A 14,665-nucleotide genomic window follows, 5' to 3' on the forward strand; every position below is an offset into this window, starting at 1 on the left:
CGATAGCCGAGGGCGTCGAGAAAATTCTGGTTGGCCGTGATGATCGAGCCATCGAGATTGAATTCGATCATGGCCTGCGAACGGCCGATCGCCTCGATCCGCGCTTGTGCATCAACCCGGGACTTGCGACCAAACATTCATTTTGCTCCAAAATTGATGTTCAGGCCGCTGCACAGAGCGAACCGGCCTCTCATCATCCACTGTCTTCGCGGAGCGCGCGCAATTCGAGCTTCGCTCGACGGGCGGTCCGTTCGAACAAAACGGATATCTGAATCGAATTATCAGAGTATTTGTCCGATCGCAGACACAATGGCCGCTTTTTGCCAGGGCGATTAACCCGACAGCGACACACGGCCACCCTGACCGCGCCATCGGCCCTGGACTGCGAAGGTCGCGCTAAATTCCCTATCGGTATTCGGCAAAACGTCGATCGCGAGACGGCACCTGCGCGGCTCGCACGTCCGCACATGGCTGATCTGCGAGCGAGCGCGCGCGATCTTCATCCGCAGCGACCGCCCCCGGCAACTTGTCGCAGTGACGGGCAAATTGTCCCAGTTCTCTTGGCGAGGGATGCGTGAAGCTTTCTCGGCTGTTCCATGCAATCTCCAATTGGTAGCGTTCGGATTCCGACTCAGTAGGTTTGAGCGCTTTGAGGATTCTGATTTGGGCGCCGTCTCGTACCTTGACCGGTATCCTTTGATTCGATCGCGCGACAGCGAGTTTGCGCGCGATCGCCTGTTTTCGGCGTACGGCGCCGATCGGTTTGGCAGGCACGGTGATGGGTTCGGCATCCAGGCCAATTTGGCCCGACTGAATTCGATCGGCCTTGCGTTCTGCGCCTACGATGGCGCGGCATCGCTGTCCTTTCCTGAATCGCAAATCCTCCGCCAGTTCTTCTCCATCCAGGGGGCTGCGGGATTCACGACCAACGGCAATAGCCGGCCGATCGAGGCCTGGACTCCCATCATCTCCGGCGACGCCCGGCTCGATCTCGACTTCGCGCCCGGCTATCGCCAGCTGGTGCTGAGGATCGACGCCCATGCACTGGAGCGTTTGCTGAAGAGCCTGCTCGGCGACGCCAGCGGCATGAATCTGCGTTTCATTTCAAGCGAAGCCGATCCGGCGATGATGACGCAGGTGCGCCACGACGTCTTCAGATTTGCCGAGGAGCTGGAAAGGTTCGGGCAGGATTACTCCCCGATCGCCATCGCCGAACTCGAGCGGGCGCTGATGTTCCGGATTCTTCTGGCGCATCGGCACAATTTCTCCGATCGCCTGCAGCGCTCGGCGCCGAGCGCCAACCGCGCCGTGGTCGACATCGTGGAATCCTACATCGAGGCCCATTGGGACGAACCTCTCGATTTCCAGGAGATCGCCGAGGTCGCCAATGTGAGCGTGCGGACCGTGTTCCGGGAGTTCTCGGATTCCGGGCGGGGATCACCGGGCCAGTTCGCGCGGCGCGTCCGGCTCCAACACGCCGCTGAGCTGCTGAGGCGGCCCGATGGGCAGACCAGCGTGCTGGCCGTGGCGTTCAAATGCGGCTTCCGAAACCTCGGACGCTTCGCATCCGAATATCGTCAGGCCATCGGCGAGCTGCCCTCCGAGACGCTGAAGAATGCGAGACGCAGACAGTAAGGGACCCGTGCGCGGCGGCGAGCAGCCACGGCGACGAGCAGCGCTCGTCTTGAATGGCCCGGCGGCTCTGGTTGCGTTCAGCCCTTGCTCATCGCCGCGATCGCGTCCGCGATGGCAATCGTGCGCCGCGCCATGTCGGCGTGCAGACGCTCCACCATGGCGCCGTCCAGGCGGATCGCGCCGCGCGAGGCGTTCTCCGGCAGCTCGAACGCCGCGATGATCTTTCGCGCACGCGCGACCTCTTCTTCGGGCGGCGTGAAGATCGCGTTGCAGGCGTCGATCTGCGAGGGGTGGATCAGCGTCTTGCCGTCGAAGCCGAGATCGCGGCCTTGCGCGCATTCGGTGGCGAAGCCATCGGGGTTGGCGATGTCGCTGTAGGGGCCGTCGAGAATCTCGAGGCCATGGGCACGCGTCGCCAGGATGCAGTGCGTGATCATCGGGATCATCGCGGCGCGGCCCGGCAACATGCGGATCCGCGTCTCGCGCGAGATGTCGTTGGGACCGAACACGAAGCCGGAGAGCCGCCGCGATTGATCGCGTCCGGCTTCGGCCAGCTCCTCGGCATGCAGCACGGCGCGCGCGGTCTCGATCATGGCCCAGACCTTCACCGTCGGCGCGGCGCCAAGCTCGGTGAGACGGAAGCCGATCGTATCGAGATCTTCGACACTTGAAACTTTTGGAACCAGGATGCCGTCGGGCGAAGCCTTCGCCGCCATGGCGACGTCGTCGGCCCACCAGGGCGTATCGAGGCCATTGGTCCGAATCAAAATCTCGCGCTTGCCGAAACCCCTGGCCGCGATCGCGGCGGCAATGCCGTCACGCGCCGCCGCCTTGGCATCGGGGGCGACGGAATCTTCCAGATCCAGGATCAGGCCGTCGGCGGCGAGATTGCGCGCCTTTTCCAGCGCGCGGGGGTTGGAACCGGGCATGAACAGATGGCTGCGGCGCGGGCGGGTCATGCGAGCGTTCCTTCTGGTCTGCCTCAAGCGAATTCGTTACCGGAGCCGATAGCATCTGGCCTGTCTATTCGAAAGGCTTGTTCGCCCCTGCGGTATATGTTTAGGCATAGGCCATGATGACATTCCCGAAGCATTTGCTGGAAGGCTACCAGGCCTTCGCCACCCAGCGGCTGCCGACCGAGCAGAGCCGCTATCGCGAGCTGTCGGTGAAAGGGCAGTTCCCGGAAGTGATGGTGATCGGCTGCTGCGACAGCCGCGTCTCGCCCGAGGTGATCTTCGACGTCGGGCCGGGCGAATTGTTCGTGGTGCGCAACATCGCCAATCTGGTGCCGGTGTATCAGCCCGACGGCAACGCCCATGGCGTCTCCGCCGCGCTGGAATATGCGGTGACGGTGCTGAAGGTGAAGCACATCGTCGTGCTCGGCCACGCCCAGTGCGGCGGCATCCGCGCCTTTGTCGACAAGATCGAGCCGCTGACGCCCGGCGACTTCATCGGCAAATGGATGCAGATGTTCATCAAGCCGGGCGAAGTGGTCGAGCAGCGCGACCACGAGAGCATGGCGCAGTTCGTCGAGCGCATCGAGAAGGCCGCGGTGTTCCGCAGCCTGGAAAACCTGATGACGTTCCCGTTCGTGCAGAAGGCCGTGGAGAGCGGCCAGATGCAGACCCACGGCGCCTATTTCGGCGTCGCGGAGGGATCGCTGTTCGTGCTGGACAAGGCGGCGAAGGAATTCAGGAACGCGCGGGGCGTGGTGTAGGCGATTTCGTAAACTGCCGCGTCAAACGAGATCGTCGTCCCGGACAAGCGCAAGCGCAGATCCGGGACCCATACGCCGCAGCAGTCGTTTTACGAAGGCTCGGAGTTGCCGGCCTGGCGTCAAACCACGTCCTGTGGTGATGGGTCCCGGATCTTCGCGCGCTTGGGGCGCGCTTGTCCGGGACGACGAGGGGAGAGAGCTGAGCTTACGCCGCCTGCTTCTTCGCGCTGATCAGCTTGCGGTTGATCAGCACTTCCGCGATCTGGATCGCGTTGAGCGCCGCGCCCTTGCGCAGGTTGTCGGACACGCACCACAACACGAGACCGTTCTCCACCGTCGCGTCCTCGCGGATGCGGCTGATGTAGGTGGCGTCCTCGCCGGCCGCCTCGTACGGCGTGGCGTAGCCGCCGGGCTCCTGCTTGTCGATGACGAGGCAGCCAGGCGCCTTGCGCAGGATGTCGCGCGCTTCATCCGCGCTGATCGGATTTTCGAACTCGATGTTGACGGCTTCGGAGTGGCCGACGAACACAGGCACGCGCACGCAGGTGGCGGTGAGCTTGATCTTGGAATCAAGGATCTTCTTGGTCTCCGCCATCATCTTCCACTCTTCCTTGGTGTAGCCGTCCTCCATGAAGACGTCGATCTGGGGGATGATGTTGAAGGCGATGCGCGCGGGAAACTTCTTATTGACGATCTCGCTGTTGGTGTAGACCGCCTTGGTCTGCGAGAACAATTCGTCCATCGCGTCCTTGCCGGCGCCCGACACCGATTGATAGGTCGAGACCACGACGCGCTTGATGGTCGCCTTGTCGTGCAGCGGCTTCAGCGCGACCACGAGCTGCGCGGTCGAACAGTTCGGGTTGGCGATGATGTTCTTCTTCTTGAAGCCTTCGGTCGCGGCCGCATTCACCTCCGGCACGATCAGCGGCACGTCCGGGTCCATGCGCCAGGCCGAAGAATTGTCGATCACGACGGCGCCGGCGGCGCCGATCTTCGGCGACCATTCCTTCGACACCGAGCCGCCCGCCGACATCAGGCAGATGTCGACGTCGGAGAAGTCGTAGTGCTCGAGCGCTTTGACCTTCAGGGTGCGGTCGCCATAGGAGACCTCGACGCCGACGCTGCGGCGTGACGCCAGGGCCACGACCTCGTCCGCGGGGAATTTGCGCTCATCCAGGATGTTGAGCATTTCCCGTCCGACATTGCCGGTCGCGCCGACGACTGCGACTTTGTAACCCATCGTTCACTCTCCGATGAAAAAGCCCGTTCCTGAAGCTGACGCTTAAACAGGAAGAGCAGCGCTTCTATGCGAGAACCGGCCGCAAGACAACGTTGGACCCCGCCTGAAGGCCGTGGATGCAGTCGCCTGAGGCCAGCACGGCCGCACTCTCGACCCGGACCAGTCTCCATCTGGCATTGGCAGCCTTCGCCGACGAGGTCGTCGGCACGCTGGCGCGGTTGTTCGCCTATGTGGGGACGCTCGCCCTGTTTGCCATCCTTGGCCTTGCGGCGCTCGGGCAGCTGCCCGATCTGCGCGACGACGAGCCGGCGCCGAAGCCCGGCTGGAACGTGGCCGACCGCTCGCATCCGGCATTCGCCCTCAGCAAGCTCGATTCGTCCGAGAAAACAGCATCTTACACCATCCTTCGGCATCCGGAAGGCGGCCGCCGGGACATCATGCGCTGGGCAGGCGAAGCGGACAAGCCGCTGGCCGAGCTGGAGATTTACCGGGAGGGCGGCGAGTTCGACGTGGCTCGTCCCGCCGCGATGGACCTCGCCGTCCAGATGGGCCTGGAAGCGGCCAGCGCGCTCGAGCAGGCCGGCCTGATCGAGACCAAATTCGGCCCCGTCGCCCTGTTCCGGCCGGTCGCGGCAACGGAGGGCGCGCGGGCCTGCCTCGGCTACCTCAAGCGCAGCGAGGAGCCGGGCTTGCAGATCTCCGGCTTCTCCTGCCAGGGCGACACAATGCCCGCCCAGCGTGCGGCCGTCGCGTGCACGCTGAACCGGCTGACGCTGCTGACCTCGGGCAACGAGCCGAAGCTCGCCGATCTGTTCGCCCGGGCCGAGCTGAAGCGCCGGGCTTGCGACCTTGCGGGCTCGCCGGACTGGCTGCTGGGCGCGGCGAACGCGCAATTGCGCGGGACGCTTTGAGGCGCATCAAGCTCAAGTGGCTGGTATTGATGCAACTTTTGCCGGCGGGCCCGATTATTCCGAGCTGGTGTGACCCAATAGACCTAGTTGCGCTCACCCCGGCCGGGCTAGTATGGGGTGAAATCGACTGGCGGTGCGCCGCCTGAAGGGGACGTGATGAGCTCGAAATTCTCTGCCAAATTGGCGACCTTGTTTGCTGTGGGCGCCGTGATTGCCATGTCCCTCGTGACGCCGGCCTCGGCCGACAACAAGACCAAGCGCTACGACGAGCGCGGCCGCCACTATTACGGCCCGAGCGGTCCCAACGCCGTCTACCAGCAGGGCCGCACCCGCATCTATGTCAGCAAGCGCTCCTGGCTCGACGGCGGCACCGAGGTCAATCCGGGCGACCGCAAATTCTCCGACTATGCCTTCCCGCCGGCCGTCGGCTATCCGTCCTTCGCGCGCGAGAATCTCAATCGCCCGATCGACCGCCAGCCGCTCTCGCCGCCGCAGGACATCGGCGGCTATCCGCAGAATTTCCCGCTGTACTGAGGCGGGCGCAGCGATCCGAATCAAAAGGCCGGGCTCACGCCCGGCCATTTTTGTTTTTGCGAGACGCGTCCGCCTCACGCGTTGGCTGCCGGATCGTAGCGCCGGCAAAACTCCTCGATCGCCTCGGAGCGGAAATCGGCGAGGCGCTCGAAGATGAGCGCATCCGGCCAATCCCACCAGGCGATACGCCGCAAGCTCTGCGCGACATCCTCATCGAAGCGCTTGCGGATGGGGCGCGCGGGAACGCCACCGACGATGGTGTAGGGCTCGACATCGCGGCTGACGACCGCGCCTGCCGCGATCACCGCGCCGTCGCCGACGCTCACACCCGGCAGCAGGATGGCGGCGTGTCCGATCCAGACATCATTGCCGACGATGACGCGGTCGCCGCGACGGTCCGCGAAGAAATCGCGGTCACGCGTTGCGCCCGGCTCGTAATATTCGGGGCAATAGGTGAAACGATGCTGGGACGGCCGGCCCATCGGATGGTTCGGCGCGCCGATCCGCACTGAATTGGCGATGGCCGTGAACTTGCCGATCACGGCGTCGGCGACGTCGCAGTTCTCGCCGAGATAGGAGTAGTCGCCGAGCGAGGCATATTCGATGCGGGTGTTGGCGAGGATTTCGCAGCGCCGCCCGATCTGCGCCTCGCGCTGGCGCACCGTGTCATGGATGATGGTGTCCGCGATCTTGGGGCGGGGGGATGTGCCCATGAGGCGGCTCCGGCATGTAGCCCGGATGAGCGAAGCGCAATCCGGGAAGGTCTATCCACGTGGCGAGAACCCCGGATTTCGCTTTCGCTCCATCCGGGCTACGACATCCCATCTCACGCGTGCAGCTTCTGCAATTCCTTCAGGATCGCTTCGCCCATCTGCGTGGTCGAAGCGGCCGTCGTGCCCTCCGACTTGATGTCGGCGGTGCGCAGGCCGCTCGCCAGCACGGCGGCGATGGCGGCGTCGACCTTGTCGGCGAGATCGCCCATGTCGAAGGAATAGCGCAGCGCCATGCCGAAGGACGAGATCATCGCGATCGGATTGGCGAGGCCCTTGCCGGCGATATCAGGCGCCGAGCCATGCACCGGCTCGTACAGCGCGCGGCGCTTCTTGGTCTTCACATCCACTTCGCCGAGCGAAGCCGAGGGCAGCATGCCGAGCGATCCGGTCAGCATCGCCGCGATGTCCGAGAGCATGTCGCCGAACAGATTGTCGGTGACGATGACGTCGAACTGCTTCGGCCATTTCACCAGCATCATGCCGCCGGAATCGGCGAGCTGATGCTCGAGCGTGACGTCGGGATATTCACGCTTGTGGACCTGGGTCATGACCTCGTTCCAGAGCACGCCCGACTTCATGACGTTGCGCTTCTCCATCGACGTCACCTTGTTCTTGCGCTTCCTGGCAAGCTCGAAGGCGACGCGGCCGATGCGTTCGATCTCATAGGTGTCGTAGACCTGGGTATCGATGGCGCGCTTCTGGCCGTTGCCGAGATCGGTGATGGTCTTGGGCTCGCCGAAATAGACGCCGCCGGTGAGCTCGCGCACGATCATGATGTCGAGGCCTTCGACCGCCTCGCGCTTCAGGCTCGAAGCGTCCGCCAGCGCCGGGTAGCACACGGCGGGGCGGAGGTTGGCGAACAAAGCGAGATCCTTGCGCAGGCGAAGCAGGCCGGCTTCCGGACGCACCTCGTAAGGAACGGCATCCCATTTGGGGCCGCCGACCGCGCCGAAGATGATGGCGTCGGCGGCGAGCGCCTTGGCCATGTCGCCCTCGGAGATCGAGACCTTGTGGGCATCATAGGCGGAGCCACCGACGAGGCCGGTGTCGGTCTCGAATTTGGCGATCCCGGCCGAATTGAGCCAGTCGATCAGCCGCTTCACCTCGCCCATCACCTCGGGGCCGATACCGTCGCCGGGAAGCAGCAGCAATTTGTGGGTCGCCATGGTCGTTTCCTTCTCAATCCTCTCTCGTCATTCCGGGACGCGAGCACAGCGAGCGAGCCCGGAATCCATCAGGCCGCAGCGCAAGCAGGGACATGGATTCCGGGCTCGCGCCAAAGGGCCGCGCCCCGGAATGACGGTCGGCGGGAGTGCTAGAGCGGCGTTGCGCGCTTGGCAAGACACCATTGCCGCGGCGCGGCTGTGCAAGGCGGGCGGGGCCTGCCACAGTGCGGGACGCCGGAGTATCCCCTTGCACGCCCCTGATCGCCCCCCACCCGACGCACACCCTGCGCGGCTGATCCTGACCCTGTCGCTGGCCGCGACGGTCGGGCTCGGAATCGGCCGCTTTGCCTATGCCCTGGTGCTGCCCGACATGCGGGAGGACCTCGGCTGGTCCTACTCGGCGGCCGGTTTCATGAACACCATCAACGCCGTCGGCTATCTCGTGGGCGCGCTTGCCGCCTCGCGCCTGATCCAGCGCGTCGGCTGGGCCGCGGCCATCCGCGGCGGAACCCTCGCCTGCGTCGCCGCGCTCGCCACCTGCGCGCTGACGGGGAATTTCATCGCGCTGAGCCTGGCGCGGCTCGTGCTGGGTCTTGGCGCCGCGGCCGGCTTCGTCGCGGGCGGCGCGCTGGCGGCCACCATCGCCCAGACCCGCCCCGAGCGGGCCAATTTCCTGCTCAGCCTGTTCTATGCCGGGCCCGGCATCGGCATTTTATCGTCGGGACTGATCGCACCGTTCACGCTGCAGTATTTCGGGCCGGGCTCGTGGTGGATCGTGTGGTGGGCGATGACCCTGCTCTCGGTCGCCATGACCGTGCCGTTGTTCCTGATCCGCATCGAGAGCGGCGCGCGCTTCTCCGAAGGCAGCCACGCCGCCTTTGCGATCCTGCCCGTGCTGATTTACCTGGCCGGCTATTTCCTCTTCGGCGCCGGCTACATCGCCTACATGACCTTCATGATCGCCTATGTGCGCGACGGCGGCGGCGGGGCCGCGGCGCAGGCGGCGTTCTGGAGCCTGATCGGCCTGTCCGCCTTCGTAACGCCCTGGGCCTGGCGCGGCGTGCTCGCGCTCGATCGCGGCGGGCTCGCCACCGCCATCATCCTCGGCACCAACGCGTTGGGGGCGGCCCTGCCGATGCTCGGGCATTCGCCGGCATGGCTCGCGGTCTCGGCGGTCGTGTTCGGCGTCGCCTTCTTCGCCGTGGTCGGCTCGACCACCGCCTTCGTGCGCTTCAACTATCCGCCGCAGGTGTGGCCGACCGCAATCGCCGCGATGACGATCTCGTTCGGCGTCGGCCAGACGCTCGGCCCGATCGTGGTCGGCGCGATCACGGATGCGCTGGGGAGCCTGTCGTATGCGCTGAACGTGTCGGCGGCGTTATTGGCGCTGGGGGCGGTGGCAGCGTTGTGCCAGCGCAAGGTGGGGCCGGGCTAGGTTGTCATTCCGGGGCGCGCATAGCGCGAACCCGGAATCCATTCATCCACCAGTCCTGCGGCCCGATGGATTCCGGGCTCTCGCTTCGCGAGCCCCGGAATGACGGCCCCAATCAGCTTCCACTAAACGAATTATACCCCTGGTCTTCCCAATAGCCGCCCTTGTAGTCGTTGGTGACTTCCATCGAGACCACGTATTTCGGGTTCTTGAAGCCGAGCTTGGTCGGCACGCGGATCTTCATCGGGAAGCCGTAGGCGCGCGGCAAAATCTCGTTCGCGTATTTGAACGTCATCTGGGTCTGCGGATGCAGGGCGCTGCGCATATCCAAAGGCGAATTGTAGCCGTCCTTGTCGGCGCACTGGAACCAGACGTACTTCGCGCGCGTGTCGGCGCCGATCAACTTGAGGAAATCGCGCAGCGGCGTGCCGGTCCAGCTGCCGATCGCGCTCCAGCCCTCGACGCAGATGTGGCGGGTGATCTGCGTGACCTGCGGCAGCTTATGGAGCTCGTCCAGCGTCCAGGATTTCTTGTTGTCGACGAGGCCGCGCACCTCGAGCTTCCAGTCCGCAGCCGAGACGTCGGGCGCGTCGTCGAGATCGTAATAGGCGTTGAACGGAAACGGCTTCGTGATCGCGCTCTCGGGGAAGGTCGGCGCCAGCGCATCGGGATTGAAGATGAAGGCCTGCACGGCGTCGTTGAACTTCGAGACGCTCTTCAGCATCTCCTCGGCCGAGGAGGAATCGACGACGTCGCAGCCGGTCAACAGTGTCAGAGCGCCGAGACTGGCACCGCCCGCGATGAAGCGGCGGCGAGTGACGTCGGGCATGGTCTTGATGGAGTCCTTGATCAGCAGCCGCTTGTCGACGCCTGGGATCAGGAAAGAGCGCTTGGCCATGATGGGTCTCCTAATCAACGGCCGATAATCATCGCGCGCAGGCTCTTCGGCACCAAGAGTGCGAGCAGGACGTGAATGACGAGAAACGCGCAGATCGCGGCCATGCAGAAGAAATGGATGTAGCGCGCGGTCGGGTAGTCGCCGAACAGCATGACCAGCCAATGCAGCTGCACCGGCTTCCACATGCCGAGCCCCGTGAGCACGATCAGCACGCCGACCACGATGATGCCGGCATAGAGCAGGCGCTGCACGTAATTGTAGACGGTGAGATCGTCATGGCCGAGCTTGAAGGTCAGGGCAGCCCTGACGTCGTGCAGCACGCCTGACGGGGTGATTGGAAACAGCTTCTTGCGGAAGCGGCCGGTGGCAAAACCGGTGACGAGATAGGCGAGGCCGTTGACCATCAACAGCCACATCGCCGCAAAATGCCAGAGCAGGCCGCCACCGAGCCAGCCGCCGAGCGTGTAGTCGCGCGGGAAGGTGAAGCCGAACAGCGGCGAGGCGTTGTAGATCTGCCAGCCCGACAGGATCATCAGGATCATGGCGAAGGCGTTGATCCAGTGCATGACCCGCACCCAGGCCGGCTGGATCACTTTGGCCGGGGTGGCCCTGACCTGCTCGTCGGTGACTGTGAGGCTCGCCATGATGGTTCCGTCCTGATCGTTCCGTCCTGGGATCGTGTGTTGGGAATTATACGCCGGCCCGCCGGTTTTCGTTACGCCCCGCCGGCCATGGAATCGATGCCGTCAGGCTATTGTGGTCACAAAAAAGCGAGCCGGGTATCCCCGGCTCGCGGTCTGAAACCATCCTGTTCGGGGATGAAACAGGATCGCGCGGTGTTACGACGCCGGCATCAAGACGGTGTCGACCACGTGGATCACGCCGTTGGACTGGTTGACGTTGGAGATCGTCACCATCGAGGTGCCGCCCTTGGCATCGACGATCCAGACCTTGCCGTCCATCTTCTTGACCGTCAGCTCCTCGCCTTCGGCGGTCTTCATCTTCTTGCCGTCGGTGAGGTCGGAGGCCTCGAGCTTGCCGGGCACGACGTGGTAGGTGAGGATCTTGGTCAGGGTCGCCTTGTTCTCGGGCTTGACCAGGTTGTCGACGGTGCCGGCCGGCAGCTTGCCGAAGGCGGCGTTGGTCGGCGCGAACACCGTGAACGGGCCCTTGCTCTCCAGCGTCGGCACCAGGCCAGCCGCCTTCACCGCCGCCACCAGCGTGGTGTGGTCCTTCGAGTTGACCGCGTTCTGCACGATGTTCTTGGACGGGAACATCGCGGCGCCGCCGACCATGACGGTCTTCTCCTCGGCACGCACAGGCGCGACGACGGTCGCGGTGATGGCGAGGGCGCTGAAGGCGGCGGCAGCGAGATAGGCAATGCGCTTGGACATGGAAGTCTCCCGATTGAATTGGTGCCGGCCATGGCCGGTGTTGGGTTGGGGCAACAACAGCGACTGCGACAGTTTGGCGTGATGCAGCAGTGCCGTCGTTGGACCGAACTACGGGAGGGTTTGGGGTGCGGTTTCGGAGAAAAATTCTTTGTGATGGGTGAAACTTCGGGGCGGCGTGTCCGTGCGGCGAGCGCGCGCCACACACTCCGCTGTCGTCCCGGACAAGCGCAGCGCGGATCCGGGCCCCATAGCCACAGGGAGTTGTTTGGCGAAGACTCGGAGTTACCAGTCGCGCCCACAATATCTGCCTGTGGTTATGGATCCCCGCGTTCGCGGGGATGACACCGAATGTGTGGCACGCGCGCCTCGCCTCAATCCCTGTTGTTCGGCGTCTGGATGAAGCCGCGATTGTGCGTCGGGCTGATCAGCACCTCGTTGATGCAGACGCGCGCCGGCATGCTTGCGATGAATGCGATGGTGCGGCCGAGATCCTCGGATTGCAGCATCTTCGCCTGCTCCTCCTCGCTCGGCACGACCGGGCGCAATTTGAGAATCGGCGTTGCCACCTCGCCCGGCATCAGGCAGCAGGCGCGCAGGCCGTTGACGCATTCGTCCATGTTGAAGGAATGGGTCAGCGCCAGCACCGCATGCTTGGTCGTGGTGTAGGCCGGCCCCGGCATCTTCGAGACGTGGCGGCCGGCCCAGGACGAGACGTTGATGATCGCACCGTCCTGCTGCTGGCGCATCGTCGGCAGCACCGCGCGCATGCAATAGAGCACGCCGTTGAGGTTGACCTGGACCAGCTTGTCCCACCCCTCCAGCTCCATGTCCTTCCAGCTGCGCTTGGGAACATTGATGCCGGCATTGTTGACGAGGAGGTCGATGCGGCCGTGCCTGGCGACGATCTGATCGGCGGCCTTCTGGACCTCTGCCGCGTTGGAGACGTCCAGCGCGATCGCCTCGGCTGCGCCGCCCGTCCTGGTGATCTTCGCGACCACGTCGTCCAGGGCTGCCTGGCGCCGGCCGGACACCACCACCGTCCAGCCATCGGCCGCCAACGCCTCCGCCCCGGCCTCCCCGATCCCGCTGCCGCCGCCCGTGACCCAGGCCACGCGTTTCCCAACTCTGGTCATGCAAACTGTCTCCGTTGCTTCATCGGGGCGGTTTTTGCTAATCCAGCCCTCGGTTTTGACCGGCCTTGTCAGTCTTGCGGTCGAGGAATTCTTGCATGAACCAAGCAGCCAACGCCAACCTGTTTTCCCGCCTGTTCGACGGCCTCGACGATCCCAAGCGCCTTGCGATCGAGATGCAGGACGGCACCCGCATCAGCTATGGCGATCTGATCGCGCGGGCCGGGCAGATGGCGAACGTGCTGGTCGCCCGCGGCGTGAAGCCGGGCGATCGCGTCGCGGTGCAGGTCGAGAAATCCGTCGCCAATATCGTGCTGTATCTCGGCACGGTGCGCGCCGGCGCGGTCTATCTGCCGCTCAACACCGCCTATACGCTCAACGAGCTCGACTACTTCATCGGCGACGCCGAGCCGTCGCTGGTGGTGTGCGATCCCGCCAAGGCGGAAGGCCTCGCCCCGATCGCCGCCAAGGTGAAGGCCAAGGTCGAGACGCTCGGCCCCGACGGCAAGGGTTCGCTGACGGACGCGGCCGACAAGGCCAGCCCCGATTTTGCAACCGTCCCGCGTGCGAACGACGACCTCGCCGCCATCCTCTACACTTCGGGCACCACCGGCCGCTCCAAGGGCGCGATGCTCAGCCACGACAATCTCGCGTCGAACTCGCTCTCGCTCGTCGACTATTGGCGCTTCACCGACAAGGACGTGCTGATCCACGCGCTGCCGATCTACCACACCCACGGCCTGTTCGTGGCGACCAACGTGACGCTGTTCGCCCGGGCCTCGATGATCTTCCTGCCGAAGCTCGATCCGGACCTGATCATCAAGCTGATGGCGCGCGCCACCGTGCTGATGGGCGTGCCGACCTTCTACACGCGGCTTCTGCAGAATTCCGCGCTGTCGCACGAGACCACCAAGCACATGCGTCTGTTCATCTCGGGTTCGGCGCCGCTGCTGGCGGAGACCCATCGCGAATGGTCGGCGCGCACGGGGCACGCGGTGCTCGAGCGCTACGGCATGACCGAGACCAACATGAACACGTCGAACCCCTATGACGGCGAGCGCGTGCCCGGCGCGGTCGGCTTTCCGCTTCCCGGCGTTTCCGTGCGCGTGACCGAGCCCGAGACCGGCAAGGAGCTGCCGCGCGAGGAAATCGGCATGATCGAGGTCAAGGGGCCGAACGTCTTCAAGGGCTATTGGCGCATGCCGGAGAAGACCAAGTCCGAATTCCGCGACGACGGCTTCTTCATCACCGGCGACCTCGGCAAGATCGACACCAAGGGCTACGTCCACATCCTCGGCCGCGGCAAGGATCTCGTGATCTCCGGCGGCTTCAATGTGTACCCGAAGGAAATCGAGAGCGAGATCGACGCCATGCCGGGCGTGATCGAATCCGCCGTGATCGGCGTGCCGCATGCCGATTTCGGCGAGGGCGTCACGGCGGTGCTGGTGCGCCAGCCCGGCGCGAGCATCGACGAAGCAGCCGTGCTGAAGGGCCTGGACGGACGCCTCGCAAAATTCAAGATGCCCAAGCGCGTCTTCGTCGTCGACGAACTGCCGCGAAATACGATGGGCAAAGTGCAGAAGAACATTCTGCGCGAGACGTACAAGGACATCTACGCGAAGAAGTGAGGGGCGATTTGGTTCGCGTTGTTGCGATCTGCCTCCACCCCGCACGCTGCATGCCCCGCGCAGGCGGGCATCCAATACGCCGCGGCTTCTCGGCTCATTCACTGGTGTCTCTGGAATACTGGATTGCCCGCCTTCTGTTTAGACCGGACAGATCACTGACAGGTGTTCGGAGACATAGCTGACACATCAAGATGGGCTGGATTGGTC

The 14,665-nt window shown here is 64.5% G+C and carries 14 protein-coding genes; 6 read left to right on the top strand and 8 right to left on the bottom strand.

What is annotated here, in order from left to right:
- Positions 1-570 precede the first annotated feature (570 nt).
- Positions 571-1,635 carry a helix-turn-helix transcriptional regulator gene (locus UNPF46_RS24070; protein WP_349628179.1) on the top strand — a complete coding sequence of 355 codons (1,065 nt, stop codon included), beginning with the start codon at positions 571-573 and terminating at the stop codon, positions 1,633-1,635.
- A 77-nt stretch (positions 1,636-1,712) separates the two neighbouring features.
- On the opposite strand, the gene UNPF46_RS24075 is transcribed toward UNPF46_RS24070, so the two are convergent.
- Positions 1,713-2,594 carry an HpcH/HpaI aldolase/citrate lyase family protein gene (locus UNPF46_RS24075; RefSeq protein ID WP_142251662.1) on the bottom strand — a complete coding sequence of 294 codons (882 nt, stop codon included), beginning with the start codon at positions 2,592-2,594 and terminating at the stop codon, positions 1,713-1,715.
- 113 nt (positions 2,595-2,707) lie between these two features.
- On the opposite strand from UNPF46_RS24075, the gene UNPF46_RS24080 reads away from it, so the two are divergent.
- Positions 2,708-3,352 carry a carbonic anhydrase gene (locus UNPF46_RS24080; protein WP_100176946.1) on the top strand — a complete coding sequence of 215 codons (645 nt, stop codon included), beginning with the start codon at positions 2,708-2,710 and terminating at the stop codon, positions 3,350-3,352.
- A 205-nt stretch (positions 3,353-3,557) separates the two neighbouring features.
- Here UNPF46_RS24080 and UNPF46_RS24085 read toward each other — a convergent pair whose 3' ends face one another.
- Complete coding sequence (locus UNPF46_RS24085) at positions 3,558-4,592, bottom strand: aspartate-semialdehyde dehydrogenase (protein ID WP_100176945.1); 1,035 nt, start codon at positions 4,590-4,592, stop codon at positions 3,558-3,560.
- Between the two features lie 116 nt (positions 4,593-4,708).
- On the opposite strand from UNPF46_RS24085, the gene UNPF46_RS24090 reads away from it, so the two are divergent.
- Both UNPF46_RS24090 and UNPF46_RS24095 read left to right on the top strand, forming a co-directional pair.
- Positions 4,709-5,503: a hypothetical protein gene (locus tag UNPF46_RS24090; protein WP_142251663.1), complete on the top strand. Its 795-nt coding sequence runs from the start codon at positions 4,709-4,711 to the stop codon at positions 5,501-5,503.
- A 156-nt stretch (positions 5,504-5,659) separates the two neighbouring features.
- Positions 5,660-6,037: a hypothetical protein gene (locus UNPF46_RS24095; RefSeq protein ID WP_142251664.1), complete on the top strand. Its 378-nt coding sequence runs from the start codon at positions 5,660-5,662 to the stop codon at positions 6,035-6,037.
- 74 nt (positions 6,038-6,111) lie between these two features.
- Here the strand turns inward: UNPF46_RS24095 and UNPF46_RS24100 are convergent, their stop codons facing one another.
- On the bottom strand, positions 6,112-6,750 hold the full coding sequence (locus UNPF46_RS24100) for a DapH/DapD/GlmU-related protein (protein ID WP_142251665.1): 639 nt from the start codon (positions 6,748-6,750) through the stop codon (positions 6,112-6,114).
- Positions 6,751-6,863: 113 nt separating this feature from the next.
- Positions 6,864-7,976, bottom strand: coding sequence for a 3-isopropylmalate dehydrogenase (leuB, locus tag UNPF46_RS24105; RefSeq protein WP_142251666.1), 1,113 nt, complete (start codon positions 7,974-7,976; stop codon positions 6,864-6,866).
- 247 nt (positions 7,977-8,223) lie between these two features.
- Here leuB and UNPF46_RS24110 point away from each other — a divergent pair, with 247 nt between their 5' ends.
- Positions 8,224-9,411 carry a YbfB/YjiJ family MFS transporter gene (locus tag UNPF46_RS24110; protein ID WP_181770085.1) on the top strand — a complete coding sequence of 396 codons (1,188 nt, stop codon included), beginning with the start codon at positions 8,224-8,226 and terminating at the stop codon, positions 9,409-9,411.
- 112 nt (positions 9,412-9,523) lie between these two features.
- Here UNPF46_RS24110 and UNPF46_RS24120 read toward each other — a convergent pair whose 3' ends face one another.
- The 4 genes from UNPF46_RS24120 to UNPF46_RS24135 all read right to left on the bottom strand — a co-directional run bounded on the left by UNPF46_RS24120 (position 9,524) and on the right by UNPF46_RS24135 (position 12,833).
- On the bottom strand, positions 9,524-10,306 hold the full coding sequence (locus UNPF46_RS24120) for a molybdopterin-binding protein (protein WP_142251669.1): 783 nt from the start codon (positions 10,304-10,306) through the stop codon (positions 9,524-9,526).
- Positions 10,307-10,320: 14 nt separating this feature from the next.
- Positions 10,321-10,950, bottom strand: coding sequence for a cytochrome b/b6 domain-containing protein (locus tag UNPF46_RS24125; protein WP_100176940.1), 630 nt, complete (start codon positions 10,948-10,950; stop codon positions 10,321-10,323).
- Positions 10,951-11,145: 195 nt separating this feature from the next.
- Positions 11,146-11,700, bottom strand: coding sequence for a fasciclin domain-containing protein (locus UNPF46_RS24130; RefSeq protein ID WP_097660605.1), 555 nt, complete (start codon positions 11,698-11,700; stop codon positions 11,146-11,148).
- 371 nt (positions 11,701-12,071) lie between these two features.
- Positions 12,072-12,833 (bottom strand): SDR family oxidoreductase, encoded by a 762-nt coding sequence (locus tag UNPF46_RS24135; protein WP_100176939.1) that lies wholly within the window; start codon positions 12,831-12,833, stop codon positions 12,072-12,074.
- 95 nt (positions 12,834-12,928) lie between these two features.
- Between UNPF46_RS24135 and UNPF46_RS24140 the strand changes: the two genes are divergently transcribed.
- Positions 12,929-14,458 (top strand): malonate--CoA ligase, encoded by a 1,530-nt coding sequence (locus tag UNPF46_RS24140; RefSeq protein ID WP_142251670.1) that lies wholly within the window; start codon positions 12,929-12,931, stop codon positions 14,456-14,458.
- Positions 14,459-14,665 lie beyond the last annotated feature (207 nt).

It is taken from the genome of Bradyrhizobium sp. UNPF46, from assembly GCF_006658625.1.
GTDB classification, from domain to species: Bacteria; Pseudomonadota; Alphaproteobacteria; order Rhizobiales; family Xanthobacteraceae; genus Bradyrhizobium; species Bradyrhizobium nitroreducens.

Coding starts and splice junctions, on each gene's coding strand:
- UNPF46_RS24095 (WP_142251664.1), top strand. CDS start 5,660: ATGAGCTCGAAATTCTCTGCCAAATTGGCGACCTTGTTTGCTGTGGGC.
- UNPF46_RS24080 (WP_100176946.1), top strand. CDS start 2,708: ATGATGACATTCCCGAAGCATTTGCTGGAAGGCTACCAGGCCTTCGCC.
- UNPF46_RS24085 (WP_100176945.1), bottom strand. CDS start 4,592: ATGGGTTACAAAGTCGCAGTCGTCGGCGCGACCGGCAATGTCGGACGG.
- UNPF46_RS24090 (WP_142251663.1), top strand. CDS start 4,709: ATGCAGTCGCCTGAGGCCAGCACGGCCGCACTCTCGACCCGGACCAGT.
- UNPF46_RS24135 (WP_100176939.1), bottom strand. CDS start 12,833: ATGACCAGAGTTGGGAAACGCGTGGCCTGGGTCACGGGCGGCGGCAGC.
- UNPF46_RS24070 (WP_349628179.1), top strand. CDS start 571: ATGCGTGAAGCTTTCTCGGCTGTTCCATGCAATCTCCAATTGGTAGCG.
- UNPF46_RS24130 (WP_097660605.1), bottom strand. CDS start 11,700: ATGTCCAAGCGCATTGCCTATCTCGCTGCCGCCGCCTTCAGCGCCCTC.
- UNPF46_RS24100 (WP_142251665.1), bottom strand. CDS start 6,750: ATGGGCACATCCCCCCGCCCCAAGATCGCGGACACCATCATCCATGAC.
- UNPF46_RS24075 (WP_142251662.1), bottom strand. CDS start 2,594: ATGACCCGCCCGCGCCGCAGCCATCTGTTCATGCCCGGTTCCAACCCC.
- UNPF46_RS24120 (WP_142251669.1), bottom strand. CDS start 10,306: ATGGCCAAGCGCTCTTTCCTGATCCCAGGCGTCGACAAGCGGCTGCTG.
- UNPF46_RS24125 (WP_100176940.1), bottom strand. CDS start 10,950: ATGGCGAGCCTCACAGTCACCGACGAGCAGGTCAGGGCCACCCCGGCC.
- UNPF46_RS24140 (WP_142251670.1), top strand. CDS start 12,929: ATGAACCAAGCAGCCAACGCCAACCTGTTTTCCCGCCTGTTCGACGGC.
- leuB (WP_142251666.1), bottom strand. CDS start 7,976: ATGGCGACCCACAAATTGCTGCTGCTTCCCGGCGACGGTATCGGCCCC.